The organism is Nocardioides jensenii JCM 1364 = NBRC 14755 (assembly GCF_001552535.1).
Taxonomy (GTDB): domain Bacteria; phylum Actinomycetota; class Actinomycetes; order Propionibacteriales; family Nocardioidaceae; genus Nocardioides; species Nocardioides jensenii.
Genome location: NZ_BCRJ01000004.1, coordinates 12,217 through 32,430 on the forward strand (window position 1 = coordinate 12,217; position 20,214 = coordinate 32,430).

At 67.6% G+C, this 20,214-nt stretch carries 27 protein-coding genes and 1 riboswitch; of the genes, 11 read left to right on the forward strand and 16 right to left on the reverse strand.

Annotated features, from left to right (window positions below):
- Window positions 1-446 precede the first annotated feature (446 nt).
- The gene (gene mraY / locus NJ4_RS02070) at window positions 447-1,532 is read left to right on the forward strand and encodes a phospho-N-acetylmuramoyl-pentapeptide-transferase (protein ID WP_067429455.1); all 1,086 of its coding nucleotides are present in this window, start codon (window positions 447-449) and stop codon (window positions 1,530-1,532) included.
- Window positions 1,533-1,605: 73 nt separating this feature from the next.
- Here the strand turns inward: mraY and NJ4_RS02075 are convergent, their stop codons facing one another.
- Complete coding sequence (locus NJ4_RS02075; RefSeq protein WP_067429459.1) at window positions 1,606-2,112, reverse strand: GNAT family N-acetyltransferase; 507 nt, start codon at window positions 2,110-2,112, stop codon at window positions 1,606-1,608.
- A gap of 231 nt (window positions 2,113-2,343) precedes the next feature.
- On the opposite strand from NJ4_RS02075, the gene helR reads away from it, so the two are divergent.
- A complete protein-coding gene (gene helR, locus NJ4_RS02080; protein WP_067429464.1) occupies window positions 2,344-4,494 on the forward strand; it encodes an RNA polymerase recycling motor ATPase HelR in 2,151 nt (716 codons plus the stop codon).
- A gap of 132 nt (window positions 4,495-4,626) precedes the next feature.
- Here the strand turns inward: helR and NJ4_RS02085 are convergent, their stop codons facing one another.
- The 5 genes from NJ4_RS02085 to NJ4_RS02105 all read right to left on the reverse strand — a co-directional run bounded on the left by NJ4_RS02085 (window position 4,627) and on the right by NJ4_RS02105 (window position 7,843).
- Window positions 4,627-5,037, reverse strand: a complete 411-nt coding sequence (locus NJ4_RS02085) for a VOC family protein (RefSeq protein WP_067429958.1) — start codon at window positions 5,035-5,037, stop codon at window positions 4,627-4,629.
- A 56-nt stretch (window positions 5,038-5,093) separates the two neighbouring features.
- Window positions 5,094-5,444: a helix-turn-helix transcriptional regulator gene (locus NJ4_RS02090; protein WP_157550641.1), complete on the reverse strand. Its 351-nt coding sequence runs from the start codon at window positions 5,442-5,444 to the stop codon at window positions 5,094-5,096.
- 117 nt (window positions 5,445-5,561) lie between these two features.
- Window positions 5,562-6,854, reverse strand: a complete 1,293-nt coding sequence (locus tag NJ4_RS02095; RefSeq protein ID WP_169799199.1) for a lipase family protein — start codon at window positions 6,852-6,854, stop codon at window positions 5,562-5,564.
- A gap of 79 nt (window positions 6,855-6,933) precedes the next feature.
- Window positions 6,934-7,290 (reverse strand): VOC family protein, encoded by a 357-nt coding sequence (locus NJ4_RS02100; RefSeq protein ID WP_067429966.1) that lies wholly within the window; start codon window positions 7,288-7,290, stop codon window positions 6,934-6,936.
- 79 nt (window positions 7,291-7,369) lie between these two features.
- Window positions 7,370-7,843, reverse strand: a complete 474-nt coding sequence (locus NJ4_RS02105; protein ID WP_067429469.1) for a GNAT family N-acetyltransferase — start codon at window positions 7,841-7,843, stop codon at window positions 7,370-7,372.
- A 90-nt stretch (window positions 7,844-7,933) separates the two neighbouring features.
- Here NJ4_RS02105 and NJ4_RS02110 point away from each other — a divergent pair, with 90 nt between their 5' ends.
- Complete coding sequence (locus tag NJ4_RS02110) at window positions 7,934-8,491, forward strand: pyridoxamine 5'-phosphate oxidase family protein (protein WP_067429473.1); 558 nt, start codon at window positions 7,934-7,936, stop codon at window positions 8,489-8,491.
- 15 nt (window positions 8,492-8,506) lie between these two features.
- On the opposite strand, the gene NJ4_RS02115 is transcribed toward NJ4_RS02110, so the two are convergent.
- Entirely contained in the window at window positions 8,507-8,959 is a 453-nt protein-coding gene (locus tag NJ4_RS02115; RefSeq protein ID WP_067429476.1) for an SRPBCC family protein, read from the reverse strand.
- Window positions 8,960-9,126: 167 nt separating this feature from the next.
- Here NJ4_RS02115 and NJ4_RS25880 point away from each other — a divergent pair, with 167 nt between their 5' ends.
- Window positions 9,127-9,273, forward strand: coding sequence for a hypothetical protein (locus NJ4_RS25880; protein ID WP_169799200.1), 147 nt, complete (start codon window positions 9,127-9,129; stop codon window positions 9,271-9,273).
- A gap of 36 nt (window positions 9,274-9,309) precedes the next feature.
- Here NJ4_RS25880 and NJ4_RS02125 read toward each other — a convergent pair whose 3' ends face one another.
- Window positions 9,310-9,663 carry a DUF488 domain-containing protein gene (locus NJ4_RS02125; RefSeq protein WP_067429484.1) on the reverse strand — a complete coding sequence of 118 codons (354 nt, stop codon included), beginning with the start codon at window positions 9,661-9,663 and terminating at the stop codon, window positions 9,310-9,312.
- 19 nt (window positions 9,664-9,682) lie between these two features.
- A complete protein-coding gene (locus NJ4_RS02130; protein WP_067429488.1) occupies window positions 9,683-10,222 on the reverse strand; it encodes an MOSC domain-containing protein in 540 nt (179 codons plus the stop codon).
- A gap of 57 nt (window positions 10,223-10,279) precedes the next feature.
- A riboswitch (guanidine-III (ykkC-III) riboswitch) is annotated at window positions 10,280-10,344 on the forward strand.
- A gap of 12 nt (window positions 10,345-10,356) precedes the next feature.
- On the opposite strand from NJ4_RS02130, the gene NJ4_RS02135 reads away from it, so the two are divergent.
- A complete protein-coding gene (locus tag NJ4_RS02135; RefSeq protein WP_067429491.1) occupies window positions 10,357-10,671 on the forward strand; it encodes a DMT family transporter in 315 nt (104 codons plus the stop codon).
- An 11-nt stretch (window positions 10,672-10,682) separates the two neighbouring features.
- Here NJ4_RS02135 and NJ4_RS02140 read toward each other — a convergent pair whose 3' ends face one another.
- The 3 genes from NJ4_RS02140 to NJ4_RS26850 are packed head-to-tail and all read right to left on the reverse strand — an operon-like array spanning window position 10,683 to window position 12,677.
- Window positions 10,683-11,354: a potassium channel family protein gene (locus tag NJ4_RS02140; protein ID WP_245644410.1), complete on the reverse strand. Its 672-nt coding sequence runs from the start codon at window positions 11,352-11,354 to the stop codon at window positions 10,683-10,685.
- The gene (locus NJ4_RS26845; RefSeq protein WP_281178236.1) at window positions 11,347-12,060 is read right to left on the reverse strand and encodes a potassium transporter TrkG; all 714 of its coding nucleotides are present in this window, start codon (window positions 12,058-12,060) and stop codon (window positions 11,347-11,349) included. The genes NJ4_RS02140 and NJ4_RS26845 overlap by 8 nt, the downstream gene beginning before the upstream one ends.
- Window positions 11,997-12,677, reverse strand: coding sequence for a potassium transporter TrkG (locus NJ4_RS26850; RefSeq protein ID WP_281178237.1), 681 nt, complete (start codon window positions 12,675-12,677; stop codon window positions 11,997-11,999). The genes NJ4_RS26845 and NJ4_RS26850 overlap by 64 nt, the downstream gene beginning before the upstream one ends.
- A 247-nt stretch (window positions 12,678-12,924) precedes the next feature.
- On the opposite strand from NJ4_RS26850, the gene NJ4_RS02150 reads away from it, so the two are divergent.
- On the forward strand, window positions 12,925-13,239 hold the full coding sequence (locus NJ4_RS02150) for an HU family DNA-binding protein (RefSeq protein WP_067429973.1): 315 nt from the start codon (window positions 12,925-12,927) through the stop codon (window positions 13,237-13,239).
- 103 nt (window positions 13,240-13,342) lie between these two features.
- Window positions 13,343-13,660 carry a hypothetical protein gene (locus NJ4_RS02155; RefSeq protein ID WP_067429492.1) on the forward strand — a complete coding sequence of 106 codons (318 nt, stop codon included), beginning with the start codon at window positions 13,343-13,345 and terminating at the stop codon, window positions 13,658-13,660.
- 25 nt (window positions 13,661-13,685) lie between these two features.
- Here the strand turns inward: NJ4_RS02155 and NJ4_RS02160 are convergent, their stop codons facing one another.
- Together NJ4_RS02160 and NJ4_RS02165 are read right to left on the reverse strand one after the other, a co-directional pair.
- A complete protein-coding gene (locus NJ4_RS02160; protein ID WP_067429495.1) occupies window positions 13,686-13,874 on the reverse strand; it encodes a hypothetical protein in 189 nt (62 codons plus the stop codon).
- Entirely contained in the window at window positions 13,871-14,887 is a 1,017-nt protein-coding gene (locus NJ4_RS02165; RefSeq protein WP_067429497.1) for a zinc-binding dehydrogenase, read from the reverse strand. The genes NJ4_RS02160 and NJ4_RS02165 overlap by 4 nt, the downstream gene beginning before the upstream one ends.
- A gap of 66 nt (window positions 14,888-14,953) precedes the next feature.
- Here NJ4_RS02165 and NJ4_RS02170 point away from each other — a divergent pair, with 66 nt between their 5' ends.
- Window positions 14,954-16,483 (forward strand): UDP-N-acetylglucosamine 1-carboxyvinyltransferase, encoded by a 1,530-nt coding sequence (locus tag NJ4_RS02170; RefSeq protein WP_067429500.1) that lies wholly within the window; start codon window positions 14,954-14,956, stop codon window positions 16,481-16,483.
- Between the two features lie 127 nt (window positions 16,484-16,610).
- Here NJ4_RS02170 and NJ4_RS25885 read toward each other — a convergent pair whose 3' ends face one another.
- The gene (locus tag NJ4_RS25885) at window positions 16,611-16,874 is read right to left on the reverse strand and encodes a TFIIB-type zinc ribbon-containing protein (RefSeq protein ID WP_067429503.1); all 264 of its coding nucleotides are present in this window, start codon (window positions 16,872-16,874) and stop codon (window positions 16,611-16,613) included.
- Window positions 16,875-16,979: 105 nt separating this feature from the next.
- Between NJ4_RS25885 and NJ4_RS02180 the strand changes: the two genes are divergently transcribed.
- The 3 genes from NJ4_RS02180 to NJ4_RS02190 all read left to right on the forward strand — a co-directional run bounded on the left by NJ4_RS02180 (window position 16,980) and on the right by NJ4_RS02190 (window position 19,705).
- Entirely contained in the window at window positions 16,980-17,774 is a 795-nt protein-coding gene (locus NJ4_RS02180) for a glycerophosphodiester phosphodiesterase (protein ID WP_245644411.1), read from the forward strand.
- Between the two features lie 4 nt (window positions 17,775-17,778).
- Window positions 17,779-19,137, forward strand: a complete 1,359-nt coding sequence (locus NJ4_RS02185; protein WP_067429509.1) for an MFS transporter — start codon at window positions 17,779-17,781, stop codon at window positions 19,135-19,137.
- Between the two features lie 178 nt (window positions 19,138-19,315).
- Window positions 19,316-19,705, forward strand: a complete 390-nt coding sequence (locus NJ4_RS02190) for an RNA polymerase-binding protein RbpA (RefSeq protein ID WP_067429512.1) — start codon at window positions 19,316-19,318, stop codon at window positions 19,703-19,705.
- On the opposite strand, the gene NJ4_RS02195 is transcribed toward NJ4_RS02190, so the two are convergent.
- Window positions 19,702-20,211, reverse strand: a complete 510-nt coding sequence (locus NJ4_RS02195; RefSeq protein ID WP_067429515.1) for an FxsA family protein — start codon at window positions 20,209-20,211, stop codon at window positions 19,702-19,704. The two genes, NJ4_RS02190 and NJ4_RS02195, sit on opposite strands and share 4 nt — an antisense overlap.
- Window positions 20,212-20,214: the final 3 nt, after the last annotated feature.

Genomic DNA, 20,214 nt, shown 5'->3' on the forward strand with positions numbered 1-20,214 from the left:
GAGTGACGCAGGCGAGTCGACATGACTGAGCGCGGGCACCTTCGGTATTAGTTGACATAATGTACGTTATCGGCGAGCAACCAACGCGGGTAGAAGCGGAGGCGGGCATCAAGGCACAGCCCGCGGTGCGACGTGACATGGCGCATGCGCTTCCGCCACGGTGGGCGGTCGACGCCCTCATCGGATGCGCCGGAGTTGAGTGCACGATCCGTGTCGAGAATCGCTCGGTTCTCGACACGGATCGTGCACTCAACGCGGCTCCCTGTCCTCGAGGCGGCCGATGGTGAGAACGGCTGTCTCGGAGTCATCGCTGCACCCGTGAGCCAATCCGATGGGCCGCTTGCCGGTGAGCCTCGACCGACTCGCCGCCCCCCGTGCGCACAATAGGCGGCTCGACGACTCCCTGATGCCGTGGCAGGGATCGAGCACGAGAGGGACTTGACTTCATGCGGGCAATACTCCTGAGCGGCGCACTGGCGATGATCTGCTCCTTGGCGGGGACCCGGATCGCGATCGGATGGTTCACCCGACAGGGCTTCGGCCAGCCGATCCGGGTCGACGGCCCCACGACGCATCACGTCAAGCGGGGTACGCCGACCATGGGCGGCCTGGTGATCCTGCTGAGTGCGATTGCGGCCTACCTGCTCGCGACGGTTCTGACCGGCGGGCGGCCGAGTGCCAGCGCCTGGCTCCTGATGTTGTTGTTCCTCGGCTGCGGGGTCGTGGGTTTCCTCGATGACTTCATCAAGGTCTACACGCAGAACAACCAGGGGCTGAGCAGTCGGGCCAAGATGGCGGGCCAAACGCTGGTCGCGCTGGTCTTCGGCGTCCTGGCGACGAGTTTCTTCGCCGACGAACGTGGCGTCCGACCGGCGTCCCAGCACCTCTCCACCACGCACGACTGGGGCGTCAAGCTGCCTCTGGTGGTGACCCTGTTGCTGATCTGGTTCATCGTCACCGCGACCTCCAACGGTGCCAATCTCACCGATGGTGCCGACGGGCTGCTCGCCGGCACGTCGGCCATGGTATTCGGCGCCTATCTGCTCGTGAACGTCTGGCAGAACAACCAGTCGTGCGGGTCCTCGCGGCCCACCGTGGTGGCGTCGCAGTGCTACCAGGTGCGCGACCCTCTCGACCTCGCGGTGTTCGCCGCCGCGATCAGTGCGGCATCCATCGGCTTCCTGTGGTGGAACGCCAAGCCGGCTCGCATCATCATGGGCGACGTGGGCTCTCTCGCCATCGGAGGAGCGCTTGCCGGGCTGGCGATCATGTCCCGCACCGAGCTCCTGATGGCCGTCATCGCCGGGCTGTTCGTCCTGGAGACGATGTCGGTGATTCTGCAGATGACCTACTTCAAGCTGACCAGGCGCCTCACGGGCACCGGGCGTCGCATCTTCCGGATCTCCCCCATCCACCACCACTTCGAGCACGCCGGATGGGAGGAAGTGACCGTGGTGATCCGGTTCTGGATCATCGCCGGGATCTGCGTCGCCGCAGGGCTCGGGATCTTCTATGCCTCCTGGCTCGCCTGATCCGGCGCGCCCACGAGGAAGCCAGTCACTCCCCCCTGGCAACTGGGACTGCAGGCAGACTGAGGATGGGTGTTCACAGACTCGTGGCGTAGATCAGCGTCGGTTGACCGAAGGCGCTCACCGTCTCCTGCTCCATCACCAGACCGACCTTCTCCGCGACCCGTCGGGAGGCCCGGTTGTCGCGATGGATGATCGCGATCAGCCGCTCCATCCCCTGCGTCCGTGCGAGATCGCGACAGGACCTGGCCGCCTCGGTGGCCAGGCCCAGTCCCTGAAACCGCGGCAGGACGTGATAGCCGACCTCGAGGTGCTGGACTCCGTCCACCCATTGCCAGCTCAACCCGCACTCCCCCACGAATCGGCCGGAGTCGTCGTTGAGGATCCACAGGCCGAAACCGTCCTCGGCATAGCCGCGCTCATTCCACGCGATCCACTCGGACGCCTCGTCGCGGGTCTTCGTCCTCGGGTAGAACTCCATCACCTCGGGAGACCCCATCAACGCTGCCATCTCGTCGAGGTCATCGGGCCCCATGCGACGAAACGTCAGCCGGTCCGTCGGGTCCGGCAGCAGGTGCGGCATGCCGCGAGTCTAGAGAGACACCCCCACGTCGGCGCGAGGTGCCACCACATGCAGAAAGGACACCCACCGGGGTGCCCTTCCACTTCCAAGTTATAGCGCAATGGGGGGCTTGCGGCAAGGCCCCCGTCATGACGCACAATCACGGTCCCGCTCGCCTCAGCCCCTCCTTTCGCCTGCCCACGCGACGCAGTCGTCCGCGCCGGCAGGGCTACCTCAACCGGAGCAGATCTCGTGACCACCAGCGCCTTCGCCCTCCCCGACAACCTCGCCGCCAAGGCGGATCCACGACTCGTCGCCGACGACGACCGCCACTTCGCGGCCATCACCGACTCCCTGACCGACACCCTGGCCGACCTGCAGCATCGACTCAACGTCGAACGCAAGGCTCCCGGCGGCATCGGTCAGGAGGCAATGGACCGCGATCAGGAGGTACGCCGACTCAGCGCCCGCCTGCGCACCCTGCGGCGCTTCAGCCTCGACCTCTGTCTCGGCCGCATGGACGGCGCCGACGGCAGTGTCGTGTACGTCGGCCGCCTCGGACTCACCGATCGCGACGGCAACCGGCTGCTCGTCGACTGGCGATCCCCCGCTGCCGAGCCGTTCTTCGGGGCCACGCACGCCAACCCGATGGGACTCACCAGCCGACGCAGGTACCGCTTCACGCGTGGCCGGGTCACCGACTTCTGGGACGAGGTCTTCGCCCCTGACGAGTTCGAAGGTCACCACGCCGCCCTCGACGATCAGTCTGCCTTCATCGCGACCCTGGGCAGCTCACGCTCGTCGGCCATGCGAGACGTGCTCGGCACGATCCAGGCCGACCAGGACGCGATCATTCGCGCCGGCTCGCGCGGGACCCTCGTCGTCGACGGCGGGCCGGGAACCGGCAAGACCGTGGTCGCTCTGCACCGCGCCGCCTACCTGCTCCACTCCGACCCCCGTCTGGCCGACGGACGTGGCGGCATCCTCTTCGTCGGGCCGCACCAGCCCTATCTGACCTACGTCGCCGACGTGCTTCCCAGTCTCGGCGAGGACGGCGTACAGACCTGCACCCTGCGTGACCTCGTCGCCGACGCCGAGAAGTTCCCCGACGAGACCGACCCCGAGGTGGCGCGCCTGAAGGCCAGCGCCGCCATGGTGCACGCGATCGAACCAGCGGTGCGGCTCTATGAGGAACCGCCGAAGGAGGGCTTGGAGGTCGACACCCAGTGGGCCGACGTCTGGGTCAACAGCTCCGACTGGGAGGAGGCCTTCGCGTCGGTGGACTCCGGCACGCCGCACAACGAAGCGCGCGACCAGATCTGGGAGGAGCTGCTGAGCATTCTGACCGACAAGCACGAGACCGACGACGACGTCACCGAGGAGATGGTGCGCACATCGCTGGCCCGCAACGCCCACCTGTGGGAGGCGCTGACCAGGGCGTGGCCGGTGATCGAAGCCCACGACCTGGTCGGGGATCTCTGGGAGGTGCCGGCGTACCTGCGCAGGTGCGCGCCGCAGCTCAGTCCTGATGATGTGACGCGACTGCAGCGCCCGGATCCCCAGGCCTGGACGGTGTCGGACCTGCCGCTCCTCGATGCCGCGCTGCTGCGGCTCGGAGACCCTGGGGCCTCTCGTCGGGCCCGCCGCCACAAGGCGGCCGTCGCCGCCGAACGCCGACAGATGGACCTGGTCGTCGACGACCTGGTTGCGGCCGGGGGCGACGAGTTCGGCACCGGCCTCGTCTCGATGTTGAAGGTCCAGGACATGCAGAGCCACCTCGTCGACCAGAAGGCGCTCGAGCAGGTCGATTCCGACCTGCTGGCGGGCCCATTCGCTCACGTGGTCGTCGACGAAGCCCAGGAGCTCACCGATGCCGAGTGGCAGATGCTGTTGCTGCGCTGCCCCTCCCGCAGCTTCACCATCGTCGGCGACCGGGCCCAGGCCCGGCACGGCTTCATCGAGTCGTGGCACGAGCGCTTGGAGCGCGTCGGCCTCGACCGGATCACCCAGTCCGGACTGACCCTCAACTACCGCACCCCCGCCGAGGTGATGACCGAGGCCGAGCTGGTGATCCGCGGCGAGCTTCCCGACGCGAATGTGCCGACGTCGATCCGCAGCAGCGGCGTGCCGGTCCGGCACGGTTCAACCGACGAGCTGGAGCCGATCGTCACCGCCTGGCTGGCCGCCCACTACGACGGGACCGCGTGCGTGATCGGGGATCCCGACCTCTCCGACACTGGCCGGGTCCGTTCACTGCCGCCGGTGCTGGCCAAGGGGCTGGAGTTCGACCTTGTCGTCCTGGTCAGGCCGGAGGAGTTCGGCACCGGCATCGAGGGAGCCGTCGACCGCTACGTCGCGATGACGCGGGCCACCCGGGAACTGGTGATCCTCACGGGTGGCTGACCTGATCCGCGACGAAGACGTCGGACTCCCCGGCGACGAATGCGCGAACGCGCTCGGAACCGTGGCCTGCCCAGTCATGGGACCGATCGGGTTCGAGGTGGGCGAGCACGATGCCGATCTGGCTGGGCCTGGTCAGGCCTGCTGGTTGACCCGCACGTGGTTGCCGGCCGGGTCTCGGAAGGCACAGTCGCGGACCCCGTAGGGCTGGTCGATCGGCTCCTGGATCACCTCGGCGCCGGTGGCCTGGACCCGGTCGAAGAAACCGTCGAGATCCGAGGTGGCCAGCACGACGGTGGCGAAGGTGCCCTTGGCCATCATCTCCGAGATCGTGCGTGTCTCTTCCTCGGTCACCCCGGGGTCGACACCGAGTGGGTGCAACACGATCGAGGTGTCTGGTTGGTCCTTCGGGCCGACCGTCACCCACCGGACGGTTCCTTCGCCGACGTCGAGGCGGACCTCGAAGCCGAGCACGTCGCGGTAGAACGCGATCGAGGCGTCGGGGTCATTGTGAGGGAGGAAGCTGGACTGGATGCTGAGGCTCATGCCGATCACGGTAGCGGCGCTGACCGCGTGGCGGCTTCTTCATTCCTGATCGATCCTCACCGGATCGGGCGACTGACCCGCTTCTCCACACAAGCAGGCAGGCCAGAGGTCGGGTGCTGTCCCTCTTCTCGCGCGCGGTAGGCGCTGGGCGGCACCCCGACGAGCTCGGCGAACCGGGTGCTGAACGTGCCGAGGGACGAGAACCCGACCGTGAAGCAGACCTCGGTCACACTCAGGTCGCCGCGCCGCAGCAGTGCCATCGCCCGCTCGATCCGACGCGTCATCAGATAGCTGTACGGCGACTCGCCGTACGCCTGCTTGAACTGGCGGCTGAGGTGGCCCGCTGACATGTGCACGCCCCGCGCCAGTGCCTCCACGTCGAGCGGTTGGGCGTAGTCACGATCCATCCGGTCCCGGACGCGTCGCAGCAACGCGAGGTCCCGGAGCCGGTCCTCGTCAATTCCTGGACTGCTGCTCACGCCACCGATCGTCCCACGCAGCGGTCGGTGTTCGCGACCACGGCTTCATGCCCGGCCGACCAGCGTTCTCGCCGTGGAGCCGACAAGATGCAGGTAGCCCGCCCACGCCCTGGCCGAACCCGCCACGGACGAGACCGTGCTGGTGCCGGTCGGGGCCTCGCCGCCGAGGAACCTCTGCTCGAGCCAGTCGAGCATGGTGGGCATGCCGATCACCATCAGACTGATGTGTTCGCTGAGCCGGTCGCGCAGGTAGCGCACCCGCGCGCCACCGTCGACGTACGTGCCCACCTGGACGTCGACGTCGTCGACATCGATGATCTGGTCGTTCACCGACTGCAGGACCAGCAACGGGCAGTCCGGAACGTTCTTGCCGAGCCGGAGGTCGTCGAAGACCTCGAGCACTTCGGGCGATGCCAGGACATCGGCGAGCGCGGAGTCGAGATAGTCGTCGAAGTCGTCGTACGCGTAACGGGCGACGGCGCTCACCGTCGTCATCTCCTCGAGGGCGTCGAGACGACGCTGGCCGTCGACGCTGGCGTGCTGCCGGATCACCCGGCCGAGCCCGGGGTAGATGTGGCGCAGTCCAGAGACCACCAGCGCCGGCAGGCCGGCATTCAAGCCTCCGTTGAGCTTGAGGAACGCCTCCCCCGGATCGCCAACCGGGGATCCGAGCACGGCGCCGACGAGGTTCAGCTCGGGTGCGTAGGTCGGTGCCAGCTCGGCCGCCCAGGACGAGGCCATCCCGCCGCCGGAGTAGCCGAAGATCCCGATCGGTGTGCCATCGTCGAGCCCCAGCTCCGGTAGTCGCAGGGTCGCGCGGATGCCGTCCAGGACTCGGTGCCCCGGCTCCCGAGGCGCCCCGAAGTAGCCGCCCCGACCCTCGTGGTCGGAGAGGGTGACCACGTAGCCTCGAGCGAGGAACTCGGCGATCAGCAACAGCTCGAACTGCGGCAGCGCACCCCAGGAGCGCGCGCCACGACGCAGCGCGTAGGACGGGAAGCACTTGTCCGAGATGGCGTCGATGGCGCACTGGTAGGCGATCACCCGGTGCTGGCCCTCCGGTTGGAAGTCTCGCGGCAGCAGCACGGTGGTGACCGCGACCTCGGGCTCGCCGTTCAGGTCGTTGCTGCGATGAGCCAGCTGCCAGGCGGTGATCCCGCGTTGGGGCACCAGACCGAGGAACGCGATGCGGACCTGACGGGTTCGGATGATGGATCCGGGCGCCAGCGCCGCCAGGCCCGTGGGCGCCTCGTAGAAGGGGTCGTCCTGTGGGCGCAGTGGCCTGGCCGTGTCGACGTACGCCGACTCGACCTGATCGTGCGCACTGCTCAGGGCCACGCGACTCTCCTTCACTTGCCGCCACAGGGCCTGCGGCGGATCCCGCGAGATGTTACCGAACCGTAGGTTCGAGCGCGGTTCAGTCCACGCAGAGGCAGAACGGATGGCCCGCCGGATCGAGAAAGACCCGGAAGGTGGTGCCCGGCTGGTGCTCATGCCTGACCGCACCCAGCCCGGTCACGGCAGCCTCGGCGACCTCCAGGTCGTCGACCATGACGTCGAGGTGCATCTGTTGGGGCGTGCCCTGAGCGGGCCACTGCGGTGGGGTGAAGTCGGCGACCTGTTGGAAACCGATGCAGTTGCCGTTCTCGGCACGGATCTCCGCCCAGTCGTCGGAGGCCTTCACCTCCCAGTCGAGGAGTGCGCCGTAGAAGCGGGCGAGGGCGCCGGCGTCGGGACAGTCGATGACGAAGCTCGGATAGCGTGCGATGGCCATGCCGGTCACGTTACGCAGAGATGCGGACGATCCGTGACCTGATCTGCGCCGTGGAGCGTGCGGAAGTTCTCCCTGTCCTTCAGGAGCGCACCATGCGCAGCTCGTGCCCCTCCTCGCAGTCCTGCTCCTGGCCATCGGGCAGGAATCCCTGGCGCTCGTAGAAGCGCAGGGCGCGTTCGTTCCCGGCCAGCACCCACAGGTACGCCGGGTCGTCGCCGAGCGCGGCCCGCATCAGGGCGTGACCGACACCGGTTCCGTAAACCCGGGCGCGCACGTAGAGCGCCATCAGCTCGCGGGCGCCCGCACCGTCACGGCCGGCGCCAGCGCTGGCGAAGCCGACCAGGCCTTGCCCGTCCTCTGCGACCCAGGTCTCGGTGCTCGCGAGACGTTCCTGCCATCGCCGGACACGGTCTGCGGCCGGCTCTGCTCGCCGCGCGTCAAGGATCGCCTGCGCCACGAGCCCGGCGTACCCGTCGTCCCAGACGTCGAGGTGCAGGGCCGCGAGGGCGGGCCCATCAGCCGCGGACGCACGGCGAATCGTTGACTGGCTCATGCGTCGATCCTGACACGGCGCCGTGCGCTGCAGCACCCGGAAAAACCGCGTGTGAGGATGACGGTCGACGAGCAACCAGGAAGGCGCCCGATGGCCAAGCAGTTCCCCGAGCTGAGCGACAGACTGCGCACGTTCATCGGCGAGCAGTCGATGTACTTCGTGGGCACTGCCGCACGCGACGGACGCGTCAACGTCTCACCCAAGGGTCTCGACTCGCTCCGGGTCCTCTCCCCCACTCGCGTGGTCTGGCTCAACGGCACCGGCAGCGGCAACGAGACCGCGGCACACCTGCTGGACACACCCCGGATGACGATCATGTTCTGCTCGTTCGTCCGCGAGCCCCTGATCCTTCGCTTGTACGGCGAGGCGCGGGCCGTGCACCCAGGGGACGACGCGTGGGATGAGCTCTACGGCCTGTTCCCGCCGATGCTGGGCGCGCGCAACCTCTTCGTGCTCGACATCGACCTGGTGCAGACCTCGTGCGGGTACGGCGTTCCGCTGATGGAGCTCCAGGGTCAACGCGACCTGATGGACAGCTGGGCCCGCAAGAAGGGCGAGGACGGCCTGGTGGAGTATTGGCACGAGAAGAACCGACTCAACATCGACGGCCTCCCCACAGGTCTCCCCGAGGGTGCCTGCTGCGACTGACCGAGACCGCCCCGATCAGGCCTCGACCACGGCCTTGATCCGTTCGAGGGTCTGTCGCATCCCGCGGAGGTTCGTGCGTCGCCGCAGCGGACCGATCACCAGGCCGTAGACCCGGAGTGCTGGATGCCCACCCAGCTCGAACGACTCGGTGACCTCCGTTCCGCCGTCGCGTTCCCGCAACTGGTAGCGCCAGTTGTTGGCACGCTGCCCGCCGGCGTAGACGGCGAACCCGAAGTCCGTGCCGACTTCGCAGCTGGTGACCTTGCAGTTGGTCCAGTAGACGGGCCCGACGCCGTTGCGCTTCACGTGCCCGCGGAAGTGCGCACCGAGCGCTGGGCCGGTGGCGCCGTCGGTCCACTCCGCCTCGAACGTCTCGGGGCTGAACTCGCCGATCCGGGTCACGTCACTGACCAGGGCCCAGACCCGGTCGGGCGCTGCCTGCATGTGGACGGTCACTGATCCGCGCATGGCGCCACCCTGCCACGTGGCATCGGCCGATCAGGTGGTTCCCCTGACCTCTTCGGCCCATCTGTCGCATATTGCGACGAAAAATGTGGGTGGAGCGGGTCAGAGTGGGTATCAGCATTCCGCGTCGACGTTCCTCGATCGACAACCGACGAAAGGAGGGCACGACCATGTGGGACACCGTCCAGACCAACCCGGCACACCTCTCCCATGACCTGCCGTGCCCCGGTTGCGGCCATGCCGTGCACACCTACCTGTCGTGCTCCGACAGCTGTTCGTGTGTCCCGCAGCCGATGCCGGGTTCCTCGGCCGCCTGAGCCGCGTCACGCCGCGGCCGCCCAGCCGGACCCGCATCAGTCGGCCGTCAGAAGCCCGGCCAGTACGGCGGCCTGGCTGTGCGCCACGTCCTTGGTGGCCGTCACCAGAGTGAGCCGCTCACCCGTCACGCTCTCCCGGATCCGGGCCATGGCACTGCGGCCTGGATCGTCCTCGAGCTCGGCGAGATAGCGGCGCCGGAACTCCTCGAACCTCTCGGGGTCGTGCCCGAACCACTTCCGCAGCGCGGTGGACGGCGCCACGTCCTTGTTCCAGTCATCCAGGGCCAGCGCGTCCTTTCTCACCCCGCGTGGCCAGACCCGGTCGACCAGCACCCGGGTGCCGTCATTGCCTGACGGGTCGTCGTACGCCCGTCTGATCCGCACGTCCATGACTGTTCCTCCGGTCGACTCAGACCCGCGTCAGCGGGAAGTGGGGCTCGGGCGGCAGCTCGATCCCGATCGCGTCACCGGGGCGGACCAGCCCCCCGCGGGAGACCACCGCCATGACTCCCGCGAGACGCTCCACGGTGCCGTCGGTGTTCGTGTGGACCACCTGCTTGAGCAGCCCCTGCTGGAAGTCGTTGATCTGCCGACACGGATTGCGCAGGCCGGTGACGACGACCACAGCCTCTCCCATCGAGAGCCGGGTTCCGACCGGCAGAGCGAGCAGGTCGAGGCCCGAGGTGGTCACGTTCTCCCCCAGCTCTCCGGGAACCACGGTGAAGCCGGCGGAGATCACGTCGTCGAACAGCTCGGCATGGATCAGGTGCACCTGGCGCAGGTTGGGCTGGGACGGGTCGACGACCACCCGCGAGCGGTGCTTCACCGTGACCCCGCAGTGGGCGTCTCCCTCCACGCCCTGTCCCTCGATGAGCTGGATGCGTGTGGCCGGCAGCTTGCTGAAGGAATGGGTCGCACTTGCGTGGACGGCGGTGACTGTTGCTGGCACCCGTCCATCTTGACACTTCGCGAATTGCCGGTGGACCCGGCCGGTGAGAGCATGCGAGCAGAGCCTGCACACGGCTCCCGGACGAGCGGTGCCGTACCCGGAACGCGACAAGACGGCGCTGGAGGAGACATCTCATGTCCTGGCTCGTCCTGATCCTCTCCGGTGTCATGGAGGCCGTCTGGGCCACCGCCCTGGGCCGCTCCGAGGGATTCACCCGCCCCGTCCCGTCGATCACCTTCGTGGCCGCGTTGGTGGTCAGCATGGCGGGCCTCGCGTGGGCGATGCGCGAGCTCCCGGTCGGCACGTCGTACGCCGTGTGGGTCGGTATCGGCGCGTCCCTGACGGTCGCCTGGGCGATGATCACCGGCACGGAGCCGGTGTCGCTGGCGAAGGTGCTGCTGCTCGTCGGCCTCATCGGGTGCGTGGTCGGCCTCAAGTACGTGCACTGAGGGCACGCCGCTCAGCGCAGGCTGCAGAACCTCTCGACCTTGGCGGTCGGTCCGGACACGATCAGCTGGTCGTGCCGGGCCACGCTCGTCTCGGGGCGGGCGTAGGTGAAGTCCTCACCGAGGCGCTTGACCCCGACAATGGTGACGCCGTGGTGCGTGCGCGGCGAGGACTCGGCCAGGGTCTTGTCCCAGGTCTCCTGCGGGGCCGGGGCGCGCGCGATCGAGAAGTCGTCGTCGAACTCGATGTAGTCCATCATCCCGCCGGTGAGCATGTGCGCCACCCGCTCCCCCATCGAGAACTCCGGGTAGACCACGTGGTGCGCGCCGACCCGTTGCAGGATCTTGCCGTGCTTGCTGGTGATCGCCTTGGCCCAGATGTCGGGGACGCCGGCCTCGGCCAGGGCCAGCACGGTCAGCACACTCGCCTCGATGTCGGTGCCGATCGCGACCACCGCGCGGTCGAACTCGCTGACGCCGAGCTGTCGCAGCGCCTGCTCGTCGGTGCTGTCGGCCTGCACCACATGGGTGAGCTCGTCCGACCAGCGCTGCACGAGGTCGTCGCGCTCGTCGACGGCGAGCACCTCACGGCCCATCCTGACCAGGGAGGTCGCCACCGCGGTGCCGAACCTCCCCAAGCCGATCACGACGATCGACAGCGGCTCTTCCTTCTTGAACTTAACCAACGACGGGTCTCTCCTCGGGCAGTTGGTAGTGACGGTGCGTGGATCTGAAGGCAAGGGCTGAGGCGACGGTGATCGTGCCGACGCGGCCGACGTACATGAGCATCATGAGCGTCACCTCCGCCACGGGCGGGAGGTGGGGCGTGATGCCCGTGGACAGACCGACCGTGGCGAAGGCGGAGATCGACTCGAAGAGCACGACGTCGAGCGCGTAGTCCGTCGACATCAGGATCACCATCGTGCCTGTCGAGATCGCGGCGATGGCGAGGAGCACGACCGTCAGCGCCTGGCGGATCGTGGAGTGGCTGATGCTGCGGTGCGCGATGTTGGTCTGCCGCTCCCCGCGAATCTCGGCGATGATCGCGAACGCGAGCAGGAAGAACGTGGTGACCTTGATGCCACCGGCCGTGCCGGCCGAACCACCGCCGATGAACATCAGCAGGTAGTTGACCGCCATCGTCTCCGGGGTGATCGCCGCGTAGTCGACGGTGTTGAAGCCGGCGGTCCGTGGGACGACGCCACCCGTCACACCACCCACGACCTTGCCCCACGGCGACAGGTCGCCCAGCGTGCCTTGGTTCGACCACTCGAGCGCGAGGAAGGCCAGCGTGCCGACGGCGAGCAGGAACACGGACCCGTAGACGGTCAACCGGGTGTGCACGGTCCACATGCGAGGTCGGCGCCATTTCCTCCGGAGCTCGAACAGCACGGGGAAGCCCAGCCCTCCCGCGATGACCGCGGCACAGATCGGGAACCGATCCAGGCGTCGGAGACGAACCCCATCAGGTTGTCGCTGTAGAGCGCGAAGCCGGCGTTGTTGAACGCGGAGATCGAATGGAACAGCCCGTGCCACAGCGCCTCGCCCCACGCATCGTCGCACCGTGCCCGGAACCTGCCGGCGAGGACCAACGCGAACACCGCCTCGAAGGCCAGCATCGTGATCGCCACCCGGCGTACGACGTGGCGCACGTCGCCGATGTTCATCGTGTGGGTCTCGGCCTGGGCGATCAGGGAGGAGCTGAGCCGCAGGCGCCCGCTGACCAGCAGCCCGAGCAGGGTCGCCAGGGTCATGATGCCGAAGCCGCCGACCTGGATCAGGCACATCACGACGACCTGGCCGAAGGGCGACCAGTACGTCGCGGTGTCCACCGTCGTCAGCCCGGTGACGCACACTGCGGACACACTCGTGAATGCGGCCGTCAGGATGGGAGGCCGTGTCGGCCCCGGCGTCGAGACGGGGAGGGAGAGCAGGATCGTGCCCACCGTGATGGCCATCAGGAACGCAAAAGGCACGATGCGCGTGGGATGCATCAGTGTGCGCTTCATCCAACCTCTCGGAATCTGGAACACCCTAGCGTCCGGCGATGCTCGTGCAGGATGGTCCGTCGCGGGCCGGCCGTTCGACGACCTGGAGTGGCCCAGAACCCGCGCGCGGTGGGGGTTTCAGCCGTTCTCATCGCGAGAAACCCCGGTTTTCTGGGCGTGTCGCGTGTGTCCTGCCCCGAAAACCTTGGCGACGGTCGTTAGTTTCGGGGCGTACGGACATCCTCAAGACCATGAAATGGTGGAGAAATTGAACAAGCGTGAACTGGTGGACGCGATCGTCGAGCAGACCGGCTGGACCCGCAAGGAGGCCGAGGCCGGCCTGGGCGCCGTCGTGAACACCATCAGCGACGCAGTCGCCGAGGGCGACCGGGTGCAGATCCCGGGCTTCGGCACCTTCGAGAAGCGTGAGCGCGCGGCTCGCGAGGCCCGCAACCCGCAGACCGGCGAGACCATCAAGATCAAGAAGACCAGCGTTCCCGCCTTCAAGGCCGGCTCTGGCTTCAAGACCTACGTGGCCGCCACGAAGAAGGACCAGGCAGCGATCCGCAAGGCCCGCGGCTGACGCCGACTGTCTCACCCGAACCCCGCTTCGTCGTCTGACGGGGCGGGGTTCGCTGTGTCACGGAATCAGGTATCTGGCGGCGTCCCAGATCCTCCTGTCTCACATGACCTTCGCTCTCAGGCACGACCACCCGGTCTCGTTGGCCCGCCAGGAGATCGGCATCGTCTGCACCGCGCATCGCATCGTGCGGGTGGCAGTGGCCGCCGATGCCCGGGGTGTCGACCCGGCGCGCTCGATCGCCCCACTGGTGCGTGCGTGGTGCCACGGCCGTCTGCCGCTGCTGCGTCGCACCACGCACCACTCCGATCAGCTGCAATGGCTGCTGGCGCGGACGCTCGACGAGATCGCCGACCAGGTCACCCGGGCCCGCGCCTCGGAGGCGCTGCACGCGGCCGCGGTCGAGATCGCGCGAGCCTCCTGAGGAGCCGAACCTCGCCCAGACCCGGTCACTCCCGTTTCTGGAACGTGACCACCAGCAACGCGACACCGAAGCCCGCGATCACCGGACCGGCATAGGCCCAGAAGGTGCTGCCGGTCATGGCGCTGCCCTCGATGGCGCCGAGGCCCTGACCCCAGAAGATGAACCCCAGCACGATCAGCAGCGAGCCGAGGACGATGCGCGCGGTGCGGTTCACGGCTGGACCATCACCTTCGTGGCGGTTCGCTCGTCCATCGCCCGATAGGCGTCGGCCACCTGGTCGAGGGGCAGACTCAGGTCGAAGACGAGACCGGGGTTGATCGTGCCGTCGACGACGAGCTTGAGCAGGCCGGGCAGATACGCCCGGACCGGCGCCATGCCGCCGGCCAGGCCGACGTTGCGTCGGAACATCGTGCGCACCGGGAGCTCCACGCCATGGGGTACGCCGACGAAGCCGACCGTCGATCCAGGACGGGCCACCGTGAACGCGGTGTTGATGGCCTGATCGGTGCCGACGCACTCGAGAACGGCGTCGGCGCCCACGCCGTCGGTGAGGTCGGCGATGACGGCAGCGCCCTCGTCGCCTCGCTCGGAGACGACGTGGGTGGCACCGAAGGCGGTGGCGATCTGCTGGCGTGACTCGTGGCGCGACATCGCGATGACACGTTCGGCTCCCATCTGAGCCGCGGCCAGGACGCCGCACAGGCCGACCGCGCCGTCACCCACCACGACCACGGTGTCGCCGGCCTTCACCCGGGCCGCCGTGGCTGCGTGCCAGCCCGTCGGCATCACGTCGGACAGGGCGAGCAGCGACGGGAGCAACGCGGCGTCCGGTATGCCGTCGGTCTTGACCAGCGAACCCTCGGCCTGGAACACCTTGGTGTACTCGGCCTGGCCGCTCTGGGTGAAGCCGAGGTTGTTGCACACCGAGTGCATGCCAACTGCGCAGTGCGGACAGGTGTTGTCGGCGTGGCAGAACGGGATCACCACGAAGTCGCCAGGCTTGAAGCTGGTCACCGCGGCGCCCACCTCCTCGACGACGCCGACCGCCTCGTGGCCGATCGTGTCTCCTGCCGTGATCGGGTTCTCACCGCGGTAGGGCCAGAGGTCGGAGCCGCAGACGCAGCCCGCGGTGACCTTGACGATGGCATCGGTTGGGGCGTCTATCGTGGGGTCGGGCACCTCGGACAGTCGGATGTCACGAGAGCCGTGGATGGTGGTGGCGCGCATGACCGGAATCCTTGCACGCGGCGCGGGATCTTGGCCGTATCTCATATCTGAGATACCGTCGTCGTCATGACCCAGGACTACCTCGGACGCATCGGCAACCTGATCCGCGACGCCCGCAAGCACCGCGGCCTCACCCAGCAGCAGCTGGCCGATCTGCTCGCCACCAGTCAGTCGGCGGTCAACCGCATCGAGAAGGGGCACCAGAACCTGTCCCTGGAGATGCTGGCCCGCATCGGCTCCGCACTCGACTCCGAGATCGTCGCGCTCGGCGCCGGCGGGCCCACGCACCTGCGCGTCACCGGCCCCACCACGCTGTCCGGAACGATCGACGTGAAGTCGTCGAAGAACGCCGGCGTCGCCCTGCTCTGCGCCTCCCTGCTCAACAAGGGCCGTACGACGCTCCGCAAGGTGGCGCGCATCGAAGAGGTCAACCGCCTGCTCGAGGTCCTCGACAGCATCGGCGTGCAGACGCGCTGGCTCAACGACAGCAACGACCTCGAGATCGTGCCGCCGGCTCAGCTCGACCTGGCCAACATCGACGAGGACGCGGCTCGGCGTACCCGCTCGATCATCATGTTCCTCGGCCCGCTGCTGCACCGCGAGGACGTCTTCGACCTGCCGTACGCCGGCGGCTGCAACCTCGGCGACCGCACCGTCCAGCCGCACATGGCCGCCCTGCGTCCGTTCGGCCTCGACGTGAAGGCGACCGAGGGCAGCTACCACGCCACGGTCAACCGTGCCATCGAGCCGGTTCGCCCGATCGTGCTCACCGAGCGCGGCGACACCGTCACCGAGAACGCGCTGATGGCCGCAGCCCTGCACCCGGGCACCACCGTGATCCGCAACGCCTCGTCGAACTACATGGTGCAGGACCTCTGCTTCTACCTGCAGCGTCTCGGCGTGGTCGTCGAAGGCGTCGGGTCGACCACCCTGACCGTGACCGGCCGGACCCAGATCGACGTCGACGTCGACTACGCGCCCAGCGAGGACCCGATCGAGGCCATGTCGCTGCTCGCCGCGGCCATCGTGACGAACTCCGAGATCACCATCCGCCGGGTGCCGATCGAGTTCCTCGAGATCGAGCTGGCCACCCTCGAGGAGATGGGCTTCAACTACAGCCGCTCCCACGAGTACGTCGCCGAGAACGGCCACACCCGCCTGGTCGACGTGAGCACCCGCCAGTCACAGCTCAAGGCACCTCTGGACAAGATCCACCCGATGCCCTTCCCCGGGCTCAACATCGACAACCTCCCGTTCTTCGCGGTCATCGCCGCCGTCGCGGAGGGCCAGACGCTGCTGCACGACTGGGTCTACGAGAACCGGGCGATCTACCTCACCGAGCTGACCAAGCTCGGCGGCCAGGTCAAACTGCTCGACCCGCACCGCGTGCTGGTCGAGGGCCCCACCCGGTGGTCGGGCACCGAGATCGTCTGCCCGCCGGCACTGCGCCCGGCCGTGGTGATCCTGCTGGCCATGCTGGCATCCAAGGGCACCTCGGTGCTGCGCTCGACCTACGTCATCCACCGTGGCTACGAGGACCTCGCCGAGCGTCTGAACACCCTCGGCGCCAACATCGTCACGTTCCGCGACATCTGAGGCTGAGGCTGGGCCGGTCAGTTTCACAGGTGAGCCTGTGAAGTTGCCCGATTGACACGAAACTTCCCGTCAATCGGTCAGTTTCACAGGCTCCCCTGTGATTTTGACCGCTCGCGAGCTGCTGGAATCAGGTGAACAGGGTCGCGACCCAGGCCTCGGCGCGGGGGGCGACCTGGGGCGGGGTGGTCATGTCGGCCGTGATCCGCGGCAGCGGCGCGGTGTGGAACCCGCCACCCTCGCGGTGGAAGTCGTTCTCGGCGTCGATCATCTCGGCCAGGTCGGCTCGTGAGAGGAACACCCCGTGTCCTTCGGGGCACTTGTAGACGCTCATCCGGCCGAGATCTCTGGCGACCATCTCCGCCTCACACCTGGGGCACTTCAGCGAGTCCATGTGTCGCAGGCTACTCCTTTGTCGCGTAGGAATCTGAGTATCCGGACGCATGCCGCGCCGCGGTTCGTGAACCACGATCAGGTCATGGACGTGTTGAATGCTGTCGTGACCCGACGGCCCACCGGATACCCCTTCCTCGACGATCCCCCCGGGGTGCTCGCTTTCGCGCATCGCGGCGGGGCGTTCCACCCCGAGATCGAGGGGCTCGAGAACACGATGGCCGCGTTCCGGCATGCCGTGGCGCTGGGCTACCGCTACCTCGAGACCGACGTGCACGCGACTCGCGACGGAATGCTGCTCGCCTTCCACGACAGCATTCTCGACCGCGTCACGGACCAGAAGGGTGAGCTCTCGACGTTGTCGTACGCCGAGGTGCAGGGGGCGCTGATCGGCGGACGTGAACGTGTGCCGACCCTGGCCGAGCTCTTCGACGAGTTCCCCGAGGTCAGGTTCAACATCGACATCAAGTCGGCGGCCGCCGTACGACCGCTGGCCGACTTCATCGGTGCCCGCAACGCCCACGACCGGGTCCTGGTCGGATCCTTCTCCGGTGCCAGCCTCCGTCTCTTCCGCCGGCTGACGCAGGGACGGGTGCCCACGTCGGCACACCCGGTCGAGGTCGCCGTCTGGCTCCTCTCCCCCACCGGGCGCATCGCCCGTCTGCTCACCGGCGGGCACGTGGCCGCACTGCAGATCCCGCACCGCAAACGCGGCATTCCGGTGACCAACTCCTGGCTGCTGCGCAAGGCTCATGCCATGGGCACACATGTGCACGTGTGGACGATCGATGACCCCGACGAGATGGCCGAGCTGCTCGACCGTGGTGTCGACGGCCTGATGACCGATCGCACCGACATACTCAAGGCCGTGCTCGTCGAGCGCGGCCAGTGGGAGGGATGAGCAGATGACGGACGACGGAGTCACCGGCATTGCGGACCTGAGGCCGCTGGCCCGGGCGAAGGAGCAAAAGGCCTGGTACTGGTACGACTGGGCGAACTCCGCCTACGTCACCACGGTGTCGACGGTCATGCTGGGCCCCTACCTGATCGAGATCGCGAAGAACGCGGCCGTCGACAATCGGGTCGACGTGCTCGGGCTCTCGGTTGCCCCCGGCGCCCTGCCATCCTACCTCGTCACCTTCTCCACGATCCTCTCCGCGATCATCCTCCCGCTCCTCGGAGCGGTCGCGGACCGTACGGCGAACAAGAAGGGGATGCTGGCGGCATTCGCCTGGACCGGTGCCGCCTTTGCCTCCCTGCTGTTCTTCTGCAAGGGCGAGAACTGGCAGATCGGCGCGATCGCGGTGATCGGGGCGAACCTCTGCCTGGGCGCCTCGACCGTGTTCAACGACTCGATCCTGCCGTTGATCTCCACCGAGGAGGAACGCGACCGGGTCTCCTCGCGCGGCTGGGCCTGGGGCTACCTCGGTGGCGGGTTGCTCCTTGTCGTGAACCTGGTCATGTTCCTCTTCCACGACTCGTTCGGCATGTCCGAGGGATTCTCGGTGCGACTCTCGATGCTGTCCGCCGCCCTCTGGTGGGCCGGGTTCACGTTCATCCCCTACCTGCGTCTGAAGAACTACGCCCCCACCCATGTCGTCGCCGAGGAGGGCGGCATCGTGTCGCAGAGCTTCGGACAGCTCTGGGCCACCTTGAAGGACATGAAGAACTACCCGATGGCGCTGACCTTCCTGGGTGCCTACCTCTTCTTCAACGACGGCATCCAGACCGTGATCGCGTCCTCCTCGATCTACGGCAAGGAGCAGCTCGGCTTCGGCACCTCCGTGTTGATCGGCACGATCTTGATGGTGCAGTTCGTCGCCTTCATCGGCGCCCTCGTCTTCGGCAAGGCTGCCGAGAAGTACGGCGCCAAACAGGTGATCCTCGCCGGGCTGGTGATCTGGATGGGCATCGTGACGGTGGCGCTGGTGCTCCCGAAGGACCAGATCGCGCCGTTCCTGGCGATGGGGTTCGCCATCGGCCTGGTCCTCGGCGGCACCCAGGCGCTGGCCCGCTCCTACTTCTCGCTGCTGATTCCTCGCGGCCGAGAGGGTGAGTTCTTCAGCTTCTACCACGCGATGGACCGCGGTACGTCATGGTTCGGCACCCTCACCTTCGGCCTCGTCTACCAGCTGACCGACTCCTACCGACCGGCGATCTTCGCGCTGATCGCGTTCTTCGCGATCGGTGGCGCACTGCTGATCAAGGTCGATACCGCGCGCGGTATCCGCGAAGCCGGTAACGTTGAGCCGTCGGTCATCTGAGTTCTCCCGGAGTGCCTGCCGAACGTGCGTTCGGCCACATTCGCGTCCCTGAGGAATCCTTGGTCACCGTCGTACGTTGGACATGTGACGCGGCACGCACGAAGGCCACGTCATGGTTGTGGGGGAATGCCGTCTCAACCACGAGAAGACATCCACAAACGTCAATCGGAGGTAGCTCATGGCGGAGCGCACATTGCGCGGAGCCCGGCTCGGAGGCCAGAGCTTCGAGGACGAGCGCGGCATCGAGTTCGCAGCACGTCAGCAGGTGGGCTATGCCTGCCCGCAGGGTCACAAGTTCGAGGTCCCGATGTCCGTCGAGGCGGACATCCCGGCCAACTGGGAATGCCCCAGGTGTGGGGCGGTCGCGCTGAACGTCGACGGCATCCTGCCGGAGGCGAAGGCCGAGAAGCCGGCTCGCACCCACTGGGACATGCTGCTCGAGCGTCGCTCGATCAAGGAGCTCGAAGACATCCTGACTGAGCGGCTGACGCTGCTCCGTGACGGAGAGATCGGCCCGGCGCACCTGCACCGCGCCTCGAAGAGCCGCAAGAAGAAGACGACGGCCTAGTCAGTCGGGTCGTCATCGACGACCTCGCCCTCGACCACGGTTCCCTGTGAACCGGGTCGGGGGCGCTTGTCATTTCCGCCTCGTCCGTCCCCGGAACCACCGGCGCCGAACGGCAGGTCGGTCACGAGGCGCGCTGCCACGAAGCGAGAGAGTCCCCTGCGCGCCAGGGGTCGGGTGAACGGCAGCACGAGCAGCAGTCCGACCACGTCGAGAACGAAGCCTGGCGAGAGCATCAGGATGCCGCCGGCCAGCACGAGGATGCCGTCAGCGATCTCGCGCGCGGGCATCCGACCACTCGACAGTGCGGCACTGAGCGCCGCCATCGCACGAGCGCCCTCGTGCTTGATCAGCCACGCCCCGAGCAGACTGTCGGCGATCAGGAGCAGGATCGTCCAGCCCACACCGATCACCTGGCCGACCTGGATCAGCACGTAGAGCTCCAGCAGCGGGATCCCGAAGAACAGGATCGCGAAGAGCCAGGCGGGGAACCGGCGACGACGGGTCATCGC